At 39.5% G+C, this 11,389-nt stretch carries 12 protein-coding genes; 2 read left to right on the plus strand and 10 right to left on the minus strand.

Annotated elements, in window-relative coordinates; genetic code table 11:
- Positions 1-105 precede the first annotated feature (105 nt).
- The 4 genes from CC97_RS09360 to CC97_RS09375 all read right to left on the minus strand — a co-directional run bounded on the left by CC97_RS09360 (position 106) and on the right by CC97_RS09375 (position 4,201).
- Entirely contained in the window at positions 106-1,029 is a 924-nt protein-coding gene (locus CC97_RS09360; protein ID WP_197021852.1) for an ABC transporter permease subunit, read from the minus strand.
- Positions 938-1,816 (minus strand): ABC transporter ATP-binding protein, encoded by an 879-nt coding sequence (locus CC97_RS09365; protein ID WP_081850061.1) that lies wholly within the window; start codon positions 1,814-1,816, stop codon positions 938-940. Before CC97_RS09365 ends, CC97_RS09360 begins: the two co-directional genes overlap by 92 nt.
- Positions 1,813-3,006, minus strand: a complete 1,194-nt coding sequence (locus CC97_RS09370; protein ID WP_044974748.1) for an ABC transporter substrate-binding protein — start codon at positions 3,004-3,006, stop codon at positions 1,813-1,815. The genes CC97_RS09365 and CC97_RS09370 overlap by 4 nt, the downstream gene beginning before the upstream one ends.
- Before the next feature lie 238 nt (positions 3,007-3,244).
- Complete coding sequence (locus CC97_RS09375) at positions 3,245-4,201, minus strand: LysR family transcriptional regulator (RefSeq protein WP_044974749.1); 957 nt, start codon at positions 4,199-4,201, stop codon at positions 3,245-3,247.
- A gap of 516 nt (positions 4,202-4,717) precedes the next feature.
- Between CC97_RS09375 and metK the strand changes: the two genes are divergently transcribed.
- Positions 4,718-5,911: a methionine adenosyltransferase gene (gene metK, locus CC97_RS09380; protein WP_044974750.1), complete on the plus strand. Its 1,194-nt coding sequence runs from the start codon at positions 4,718-4,720 to the stop codon at positions 5,909-5,911.
- Positions 5,912-6,306: 395 nt separating this feature from the next.
- Here metK and CC97_RS09385 read toward each other — a convergent pair whose 3' ends face one another.
- The 4 genes from CC97_RS09385 to CC97_RS09395 all read right to left on the minus strand — a co-directional run bounded on the left by CC97_RS09385 (position 6,307) and on the right by CC97_RS09395 (position 8,739).
- Complete coding sequence (locus CC97_RS09385) at positions 6,307-6,597, minus strand: hypothetical protein (protein ID WP_044974751.1); 291 nt, start codon at positions 6,595-6,597, stop codon at positions 6,307-6,309.
- A gap of 57 nt (positions 6,598-6,654) precedes the next feature.
- Positions 6,655-6,804 carry a hypothetical protein gene (locus CC97_RS20140; protein WP_156036854.1) on the minus strand — a complete coding sequence of 50 codons (150 nt, stop codon included), beginning with the start codon at positions 6,802-6,804 and terminating at the stop codon, positions 6,655-6,657.
- Positions 6,805-6,938: 134 nt separating this feature from the next.
- Positions 6,939-7,838, minus strand: coding sequence for a hypothetical protein (locus tag CC97_RS09390; RefSeq protein ID WP_044974752.1), 900 nt, complete (start codon positions 7,836-7,838; stop codon positions 6,939-6,941).
- 178 nt (positions 7,839-8,016) lie between these two features.
- Positions 8,017-8,739 carry a hypothetical protein gene (locus tag CC97_RS09395; RefSeq protein WP_044974753.1) on the minus strand — a complete coding sequence of 241 codons (723 nt, stop codon included), beginning with the start codon at positions 8,737-8,739 and terminating at the stop codon, positions 8,017-8,019.
- A gap of 239 nt (positions 8,740-8,978) precedes the next feature.
- Between CC97_RS09395 and CC97_RS09400 the strand changes: the two genes are divergently transcribed.
- Entirely contained in the window at positions 8,979-9,305 is a 327-nt protein-coding gene (locus tag CC97_RS09400) for a methionine adenosyltransferase domain-containing protein (RefSeq protein WP_044974754.1), read from the plus strand.
- Between the two features lie 482 nt (positions 9,306-9,787).
- Here the strand turns inward: CC97_RS09400 and CC97_RS09405 are convergent, their stop codons facing one another.
- Entirely contained in the window at positions 9,788-10,165 is a 378-nt protein-coding gene (locus tag CC97_RS09405; protein ID WP_044974755.1) for a hypothetical protein, read from the minus strand.
- 119 nt (positions 10,166-10,284) lie between these two features.
- Positions 10,285-11,388 (minus strand): AAA family ATPase, encoded by a 1,104-nt coding sequence (locus CC97_RS09410; protein ID WP_044974756.1) that lies wholly within the window; start codon positions 11,386-11,388, stop codon positions 10,285-10,287.
- Position 11,389: the final 1 nt, after the last annotated feature.

Below are 11,389 nucleotides of genomic sequence, written 5' to 3' on the forward strand. Positions count from 1 at the left end.
CTTTAACCACCTTTTATATTTCATAATGAATTTCAGACGGGAAGACTGTGCGGTTTCAGCACAGTGCCCCTGCTGATTTATGAGCAGATCAGCCTTTTACCAGTGTCAGGTATTTCTCCACCTGAGGAAATATTTCTGCAGTCCGGCTGAAAGCACTGATATAAGGCATATGATGATGCCGAGAATTATAATTCCGAGGATAACTCTCGGGTAGTCAGCAAATTTCGCATAATACTGAACGTAGTAGCCTATTCCTGACTGACCGCCTATCATTTCAGCAGAAGTCAGCATCAGGAAAGATACGCCCAGTCCCTGTGCAGCACCTGCAAAAATGTTCGGAAGTGCAGAAGGAATAATTACATTCAGAAGCAGCGAGCCCGTTCTGACACTCAGCGACCTTGCAGTATCCAGTATTCCCTTTTCCACACTGGATACTCCTGCAATTGTACCTTTCATTATCGGCCAGTACGCCGAAAGAAAAATAATGAATTTTGATACAACATCAAATGAAGGAAGAAGCGCAATTGAATAGGGAACAAATACTATAGGAGGTATCGCTCCTGCAAAATTCACTACGTATGTGGCTGATGACCTGATATTTTTAAATGATCCGAGTATAACACCCATTGGTATTCCGAGAACAAGTGCGTAAATGTATCCCGAGAAAACTGTTTTTAAAGAGCTTGCAGCACCCTGCGAAAGTTTGTCTATGTCGGCGGTGAACTGCCACAGCACTTCACCCGGTGCCGGAAAGATCAGCGGATCGAGTATGAGTGTCTTCGGTGCGAGTATAGTCCATGCAGTAAAAACAAAAAATATGACTGAAAGAATGTTTCCGAAGTCACGGAGGAAATCCTTTTTTGAAGAAAATGCCGAGAGAACAAGAAATACAAGTTCGGCAGCCGACGCTGCAGCTATCAGATAAAACTTATGCTCATTATCTTCCGCCCGCGACGGCAGAAACTGTACCAGAATTAAAACTGCGAACAACAGGTGAGTTACCCGCAGAAATCTTTTTCTCAGTGTCATGGTACGCCACCTCCTTTTCTGCTTCATAGAATGCATTTATGATCTCGTTTCTGAAGATCTTATATTCTTCAGTATCTGTAATGTTTTCGCGGATACGCGGTCTTGAAAACGGAACACTTACCTCCTTGTAGATACGTCCCGGATTCGGCTGCATGATCACTATCCTGTCTGAAAGGAAGATGGCCTCATCAACGTCATGTGTTACAAAAATGACTGTCTTTTTCTTTTCTTCACTTCTCCAGAGAGAAAGCAGAAGATCCTGAAGCGATGCTCTTGTTTTGGTATCAAGTGCACCGAAAGGTTCATCCATAAGCAGGATAGGCGTATTCACTGCAAGCGCTCTCGCGATCGCCACACGCTGCTGCTGACCTCCTGAAAGTTTTAGCGGATATTTGTTTTTGAATTCTGAAAGTCCCACTTTTTCTACGAATTCCAGAGCAATATCATTTCTTTCCTTTTTCGATAGTTCCGGACGAAGCTGTCTCAGACCGAATTCAACATTTTTCTTTACAGTCATCCACGGGAACAGCGAGTAATTCTGAAAAACTATACTTCTGTCCTTTCCTGTTCCTGATATCGGTTCACCGTCTATGAAAATAGTTCCTCCGGACGGTCTGCGCAGACCGTCTATTGTCGAAATGAGTGTACTTTTACCGCATCCGCTCGCACCGAGAAGGCTGACAAACTCGCCTTCTTTAATGTCAAGATTTACGCGGTCAACGGCTTTGAAGCTTTTGTTTTTCGTTCCGTATTCAACGGAAAGATCTCTTATGTTTATTCTGCTCATGATTTTGCACCTCCGGTAAATTTCCAGTTATCATCATATATATCGAAATAGTCTTCACGTGTGTAATTAACATTGAATTCATCAAAATGTTTGAGAAGGTCTTTCCAGAACTGCTCGTCCGGTTCAGCTTCCGAGATCTCCTTCAGAGCCTGAAGGTAAAGATCAGTGTTTACTGATGCAGCAAGGTCAAATTCCTCAATGTATCCGCCGTTAAGCAGTGCGTCATACCAAATCCAGATCGCCTTGAGTTCAGGGTCTGGAGTGGAGCTGATGTATTTTCCGTATGTTTCGCTGCGTATCAGATCAATGTCAGTATCGCAGTATTTCGCAATGTCCTCACACGTTTCATCTTCGTTTTCCTGATAGAATTTATACGCCTTTATAAGTGCTTTCAGGTAGGCAACATACCGCTCAGGATGCTGTTCAATAAGTTCTGTCGAAGCAAGATTGCGGCAGCACGGATGATCGCCGAACGGTTCATTCTGACCTGAATAGTTTATGATCACGTAGCCCTTCTTTTCTGCCAGTGCACGGAACGGCGTGTAAACTGAAACTGCATCGATACTGTTGTTGAGAAGTGATTCAAGGCCGGCACTTTCAAGGTTTTCAAAGTAAACGTCCTTTCCTATTTCCCAGCCCATATTCTCGAAAACATTTCTGTAAACAATATCAGTAATACCGAGATTTACGTTGGCAATGGTTTTGCCTCTGAGAAGTTCAAGACTGTAGTCCTTCGGATCAACGCCTTCGACAAGTTCCGGCTTGACCACCAGTGCATGTCCTTCCTTCATGATCCCGCCTATTATCTGAAGCTTTGCACCCTGTGCAATGTAATTTATACATGAGGTACTGCCTATCGCAGCTGCATCAAGTTTTCCTGATTCCACCGACATGACGATTTCAGTGTTTCCGTCAAAATTGGAAAGTGAAACATCAAGTCCTTCCTCCTCGAAAAATCCTTCTTCCTTTGCAACAAAGTAAAGCAGATGACCTGTTGACGGAAGATAGCCGAGTTTGAAAGGTACAAGCTCACTCTTTGCTGTTTTCGCAGTTTCTTTACTGCCCGAATTAAATTTCTGTGTTTCAGTGTTTATCTCTGTTTCCCCGGAACATCCAGCCAGAAACAGAGAGCTTACAACTGCAGCAGCTAATAAAGCTGTGCTTTTTCTGAATAAATTTCTGAATTTCATTGTTTGACCTCCGGTGTGTTGTAATGTGTTTGTTTTTTTGGTATGAGCCTATTATAACCCGTGAAACGCAGACTGTCCAATACAGGTTTTCAAGAAAGTGTTATCATCATTTCCAATAATTATCAGGTTTTATTATAACCACTTATAGGTACAAAAACCGCCGGCAGTATAATACCGCCGGCGCACTGTCAGCAAAACAGCCGCTCCGGTCATGCCGGAGCGGCTGTTTATTATATAACTATGATATTCTCCTCTGAACGGTATCGCCGTGAAGCTCCCTGCTTTCACCAAGCACAGCTTCGATCTCGTCAAGAAACTGTCTTCCCATGCTGCTGAGTTCCCAGTTCTTCTTGGTTATATAACCGATAGTCATGGTACTCAGTGCGTCTTCATCTGACTTAAACGGGATGACAAGAAACTGGTCACCGCTTAGTTTTTCCGAATAAATACTGGAACAGAGCGTATAACCGTTAAGTCCCTCCATAAGGTTCATCATCGTTGCACGGTCGGTCGCCTTGACCGTCTTCTGATATGCGTGCTCGATCATGATCTCCTCGGCAAAATAGATATCGGTCTCACCGCCCTGCTCGAATGAAAGACAGGGATAAGGATCCAGCTGATCAAAGCTCAGCTCCTTTTCACCCGCAAGCGGATGTGATCTTGCAAGATAAACACTTGCAGGACATTCGATGATAGGAGTAAAATCAAGTTCATGCTCCTTTAAAAGCTTCGTTATTACTCTCTGGTTCGTCTCGCAGATGTATATTATACCTATCTCGCTTTTGAGTGTGCTTACGTCATTTATTACGTCAATGGTCTTTGTCTCGCGAAGTGCCAGATCAAACTGATTCGAGTCGTAGTGCTTTGCCATACGTATAAAAGCGTTTACAGCAAAAGAATAATGCTGCATGGAAACCGCAAATTTTCTCCGGCATTTTACTTCGTCGCCGTAGCTTTCCATGACCTCTTCGTACTGCTGGTATACTCTTCTTATACGAAGAAGAAATTCCTCCCCTTCCACAGTAGGAGTTACTCCCCTGTGGGTTCTGTGAAATACAGATATCCCTATCTCCTTTTCCACTTCCCTTACCGCACCTGTCAGAGTCGGCTGCGCGATAAAAAGCTTTTCCGCCGCCTTATTCATTGAACTGCACTCTGCAATGGTAAGCAGGTAGTTTATCTGCTGTAAAGTCATACATGCTCCTTCTCATACAAAACAACAGCTTCTCCGTTACCGTAAGAAGCTGTCATGATCTCTGGTGTATTTTTAATGGAGGTAATACACTGGTTTTTGAATGTTATTTTCTTCTATGATTCTATTATAAGCTTACTGTTAAGTGTTGTCCAATTCATAAAAACCATAGCCAGTTATTAATATTCCTTATATCCTATGTGACCTATAGGTTTATCGGTTAAATCTATAGTCTGTAATAGCTTTTATGAATTAGACAGCCTTTCAAAGTTATGATACAATAATGACTGTAATAAGAAAGCGCTGGTTTATCAGTGTTTTCAAAAAGGAAGGAGTTGTTTCACGATGAAAATATGTTGTCACTGTTGTCGCTTAATTTCAGAAAGATTTACGGATTATCGGGGAAACACTGCTTTCGCAGAATGATCGCGCCGTATACGGCTTAAACTTTAAAGATCACGGGGATGCAGAAAAATATCTGCGTCCCTTTTTAATTTTATCTGAAAGAGGTAACTTACAATGAGCAGATACATTTTCACATCAGAATCAGTAACAGAAGGACATCCGGACAAGGTAGCAGACAGGATCTCCGATTCCATCCTTGACGCTTATCTTGCAAAGGATCCGGCAGCAAGAGTTGCAGCCGAAACAGTTATCAAGAACAACACAGTAATACTCGCAGGCGAGATAAGCTCATCTGCTGAGATCGACACGGAAAAGGTAGTACGTGACGCCATTAACGACATAGGATACAACAGCGAAGAACTCGGTTTCGACGGCCATTCCGCAGAGATAATCAACCTCCTCGACCGTCAGTCACCTGACATTGCACAGGGCGTTGACTCCGCACTTGAAGTAAGAGAAGAAAACGGTGACGAGATCGGTGCCGGAGACCAGGGCATCATTTTCGGCTATGCCGTAAACGAAACACCGGAGCTTCTTCCTCTTCCGATCTCACTGGCTCACAGACTTTCATACCGTCTTGCAGAGGTAAGAAAAAACGGAACACTTCCTTATCTCCGCCCGGACGGAAAAACTCAGGTGTCAGTTATTTACGAAGACGGAAATGCGGTTGGAATAGACACTATCCTCGTTTCAACACAGCACGATGAGGACGTTTCACAGGACAAACTCCGTGCTGATCTTATAAAGAACGTTATTGTACCGGTCATCCCGAAGAAGTGGCTGACCGCTGATATTCGCATTCTTGTAAACCCAACAGGTCGTTTCGTAATAGGCGGACCTGTCGGCGACAGCGGTCTTACCGGACGCAAAATCATCGTTGACACATACGGCGGTGCCGCTCACCACGGCGGCGGTGCATTCAGCGGCAAGGATTCCACAAAGGTGGACAGAAGTGCTGCCTACGCAGCAAGATGGGCAGCAAAGAACATCGTAGCTGCCGGACTTGCAAAACGCGCCGAGATCCAGCTCGCATACGCCATCGGCGTTGCCGCTCCGGTATCAGTTTACGTAAACACATTCGGAACAGGTGTGATAACCGACGAAGAGATCCAGGCATCAGTTACTGAAATATTCGACTTTACCCCTGGCGGCATAATTCGTGCCCTTGATCTTAGAAAACCGGTATTCGCCGCAACATCAGCATACGGCCACTTCGGAAGACCGGACGCAGATTTCACCTGGGAACGCACCGACAAAGCAGAAGCACTGAAAAAAGCAGTACGCAAAGTCACAAAATACGCCGGCTGATCCCCGCTCTCCTCTACAGCATTCCCGATAGCCCGGTGAATGCTGCTCCACATATAACTAAAACCAGCAAGTCCGTTCAGTTTTCATGTTCTGAACGGACTTGCTGGTTTATTGTAAAAACAAGAAATACTGCTTATTCTCATATCCCTATAAATCAAATTAAAAAGCAATAGCGTTATTCATTAATTATCAAAATAGTTTTTCAGCTTTCTGAATTGTGACAACACTGTTGTCACAATCTCAATGCTCGTAATTAAATCTATTCATAAGCATTGAATTTCATAATCATGTTTGGACAAATCACTGTATATCTCGGATAGCAAATTACATCTTTATCAGCAGTTCGATCATCTTGTTCAGGAGCATGGAAACCTGACCGTTATTAATTCTTCTGATCAATGTTCCGCAACATTTACAGTCTTCTCTGAGTATTGCCGTGAGCAGTGCAGCACATAATTCTTACTCCTTTCGATTCTGAGTGTTTTCTCGATATTTCTTAATATCTGCTCTGAGATACTGCTGACTGCATCCCCCAGAACAGTCATTGCCTTTATGCTGTTGAATTCATACAGTCCTCTTAAGCTTTCGAGGTCAGTCAAGGCGTCTGCTTCATATCCGCATCTTGCAAGAACGGCATAGGGAACACTTGTTTTCAGCAGATTTTCAAATCTGTACTGTATGTTCATGTCGTCAAGTCCGGCAAGAAAAGTATTATCCTTTTCTTCAAGTAATCCGGGGAGATATTACTCTGAATGAATCTTAATCAGTTCTTCTGCCTTGTCCCTGACTGCTTCTCCAAGATAACCAGCATCAGGGAAGAGCCTCTTTATAACTGCATTTTCGTTCTCATGCGTTACCTTCCAGAAGAATGGCGTCCTCGAACGTTCATCCATAAGCTCCTGTACGTTTTGAAGTTTTGCAGGGATTTTCTTCTCCTTTCACATAGTATCACATTAGAGTGTTAAAGCCAATAGTTTTTTCGTTTGGGCATGAAAAAAGCAGCCTCCGGAGAGACTGCTTAAGAGCATTATATAAAGCTAAGAATTCCTGTTTTAAACAATGTATCATCCAATATTTTTTTATCCGTTACTGTGATTTTATCAGGATTTTTAATTATCTCCTGAAATGCAGCGTAATTATCTTGTATCTTGCAATATATTTCACCTATATTTTTAAAATCACTCTTTTCTGTACACGATACTATCTCTGAAACAAAGGTTGACAAGTAATCAAACAAATGTTCAGTGTATATTGTCAGATTGTTTTTGTCAATAGTTGCTGAATGAGCGATTTCATTTCTAATCCTATATAAACGTTGAATCTGCCAGGTAATATGCTGATGATAATTCGTAATTTTTTGGATTGCATATTTATAATCGGTAAATATTTTCTTTATATCTTTTACTCTGTATAACAGTAAATCAGAATAATTACATTTATCCTCAAGTTGAGAATAAAGATCATCATCTTTAAAAATGAAAATCAGATTTTCAACAACTTTAGCTTTTGATGTGTCTTTTACATCATAACTTATTCCATCTTTGAAAACCAAGTCAACATTACATCTGATCAGATCTTCAGCAAAATTTCGAATAATTCTGAAAAGATATCTTATTGATAAAGCTGCCGGAACAGTAGTTTTCACATTTGAAATTATATCATCATACATTTCTGTTCTTGAAAGTGATTCTAATGCAATCCATAATGTCATATACTTTTCCTGCTGGAAAAGAGAAGCTCTGCTTATATTAGCATAACTGAATGAAGGAAGCAGTTTATCAATGATTTCCTTTAAATTGGGGCTTTCCATTATTTTTACAGTATTCTCGAATATGAACCCCGAAGTATCAATATAATCATAGGTTTTAAATAAATCCAAACTTCTCAATGATTTTCCGTAAAAACTGCTATTGTCTACAGAAATCATTTTAATGTTTCCTATATCCCATGTATCTATAATATTGTAAAAGCTTAGCATATTTATTCGAGAAGATAATACTTGAACCGCTTTATAAGCGGCAGAATAAATATCTTTCGCTTTAATATCTATACAGATATACTCTTTGGTACTATCAAAAAAAGTAATTAATTCATTATTTTTGCCTTTATACTTTGGAAGTATATCTGATGTATTTTTTTATTATAAAATTAAGCTTTTTTAATTCATCTTTTGGATTTGAAGATGATTTGCGAGTGAAATCTGAAACACTTATATAAACACAAAAATCTTTATCATCTGATGACAAATATTCTGAAAAATTAAGCATAGAATCATAGTCAGAACTTTTTCCGTAAAAGAAACGATCGGATTGATATAAGCTTTGCGTTGACCAACCATTATGTAAATTTTGACTAATCAAAGCCTTAGTACATTTTATTATGCTTTCTTTTTCATCAGTTGATATAGCATTATTCAATTCATTATAAATCCACTCAGAATAATGATTTTTCATTTCTGATACGGCATATTCAATTTGAAACTTTAGAGCAAGTTGACGGCTTTTTCCGTTTATCGGTTTGTTCAAATTTGAAATAAGTACATTCCATAGCATCAAATTGTTCTTTTTTAATATTTCATCATTTTTTATGATTAGTGCACACTCAGCTACGCAATCCAATATATTATGCGGGCTCGTAAAAATCCCGGAAATTGTTTTATCTATAACCGTAATTAATTCACAAAGCGCAGTATATGAATTTAAAAGTTTATATTGGTATGTATCCAATGTTCGATTGTTCAAAAGTTCATGCCAAAGCTGTACAAAGAAAACATATCTGGGCTCAACTTCTTTATACAATAAATCAGCATTTAAATCCTTTTTTATCATTTTCCAGATCTCCTATTGACAAAGCAATTTATTCATAGTATAATATAAGAAAAAGGATAATACTATGAATATTAAGAGGTGTAACTTTAGTGGTGAGGCGTAGCCCCTACGAAAAGATTTAACCTCTTTTTTTAATGCCTATATTATAACACATAACGTATATAAACGCAATATGTACCGCCATGAAACAGGGCGTGAGGATCACTCCTCAAAAGTTTCATCAAAACTAATCTCGTTATATGAACATCGTAGCTACCGGACTTGCAAAACGCGCAGAGATCCAGCTTGCATACGCCATCGGCGTTGCCGCTCCGGTATCAGTTTACGTAAACACATTCGGTACAGGTGTGGTAACCGACGAAGAGATCCAGGCTGCAGTTACTGAAATATTCGACTTTACCCCTGGCGGCATAATCCGTGCCCTTGATCTCAGAAAGCCGGTATTCGCAGCAACATCAGCATACGGCCACTTCGGAAGACCAGACGCAGATTTCACCTGGGAACGCACCGACAAAGCAGAAGCACTGAAAAAAGCAGTACGCAAGGTCACAAAATACGCCGGCTGATCCCCGCTCTCCTCTACAGCATTCCCGGCAGCTCCGGGAATACAGTTTCATTAATACAAACAGCAAGTCCGTTCAGTTTTCATGTTCTGAACGGACTTGCTGGTTTTTTTCCGGTATTAAAAGATAGTATCCTTATTGCATTTGTCTTTGCTACAAATTCTTTAACACTGATTTTAAAACTGTTTAATCCTGATTGACTTTTAATTATGGCGAATTCGCCATAATTATAGTGAACGCAAAAAAGATTTTTACGTTCACTATAATTAATTTAGGTGATTCGACCAGCTGATTTGTGACAACAGTGTTGTCACAATCTTATTTAAGCATTTACATTTAATATAATTATAAATGAATATTGTAAAGCCCGAATTCAAGACATTTGGGCGATAACTCTAATCTGTAATCTGCAAAAATGCAGAAGGATATAATTGGCATGAATTGTGACAACACTGTTGTCACAATCTCAATGCTCGTAATTAAATCTATTCATAAGCATTGAATTTTTCATCAGTTACCTTCCAGAAGAAAGGCGTCCTCGAACGTTCGTCCTTTGCCGCTGTATCGGCAAAATCAAATACATATCTGAGCTTTGCTCTGCCGTTTCCCTCTTTGATAAGAGCGATTCCCTTGCTACCTCGCTTAACATATCTGTTCGTAATATCTTCACGACCCCAGGTATCATACTCCGCACAGGCAACGGCATCCGGACGCTGTGCATGAATAAGGATCTGATCTTTGAAACTGTACTTGTACAGACGAGAAGCCGTTTCAAGGAAGGAAACATAATCCTCCGGATTCTTCCAGAGCGCAGAAATACGTTCTTCCATAAGCTCCTGTACGTTTTGAAGTTTTCCAGGCATTTTTCTTCTCCTTTCACATAGTATCACATTAAAGCATTAAAGTCAATAGTTTTTTCGTTTGGGCATGAAAAAAGCAGCCTCCGGAGAGACTGCTGTGTAAACTTTTCAGTGCTTAAAAATCACAGTAAACTGTACTCAAAATCATACGGAAGTATTAATGACAAATCTTCTTTGCTCGGAGATTCTATTCGTATAACTCTACGTGCATGATTCATCACTAAATTATCAAAAACATTTCTCACTAATCTTCCATTAGCGAAATTTTCATCTTTTTTACAATTGCAATAATCTTTCAATGCATCTTTTATCTCCCGACATACTTCAGGACTTAATATATAATCATTTTTTTTGCACATCATCGTTAGTATTTCAAATAATTCATAATAATTATAGTCATCAAATTCAATAAAAGTATTGAATCGTGATTTTAATCCCGGATTGGAATTAAAGAAAGTTTTCATTGGTTCGGTATATCCCGCAACGATTACGACTAAATCTTCACGATAATCTTCAAGGGCTTTTGTTAATTCAGTTAGACATTCCCGTCCATAGGAATCGCTATTTTCATTTTCAGTAATACTATAAGCTTCATCAATAAAGAGCACACCACCTTTAGCTCTTTCAATAACTTTTTTCACTTTCAGTGCTGTCTGACCTTGGTACCCAGCAATCAAATCAGTTCTTGAGACTTCAATAAAATGCCCTTTTGATAGCAGTCCTATCTGCTTATATATTCTTCCGACTATTCTTGCTACGGTCGTTTTACCAGTGCCAGGATTACCTGTAAAAGCAAGATGCAGTGTACTTTTGCTTGTATGTAAATTTTGAGATTTTCTTAGTTGCTGAACTTGCTGATATGTAATCAGATCATTTACTTTTTTCTTAACGTTTTTTAATCCTACAAGTCCATTTAACTCTTCCAATAATTCATCTAATGTTCTTGAATCTTCATCATAATTATTAGAAGAGCATATTTCACTAATTGTTTTATATCCATAATATTCATACAAACTTTTTTTTAATGTTTCTGCCCCTAACCTGATTTCCTTTGAATAATTTGAATTCTCTGTTACGCTTTTTATCTTGTTTAAAATTTTTAATGTAGCATCTCTACTGTTATCATCTATTATTGATTGTGCATATTTTGAAATAGTACCTTTGCCATCAAGTACAGCGTCAAATTTTACTGCTGTCTTTAGCAAGGTATCGGACTGTATACTCAAA

The organism is Ruminococcus sp. HUN007, assembly GCF_000712055.1.
GTDB lineage: Bacteria > Bacillota > Clostridia > Oscillospirales > Ruminococcaceae > HUN007.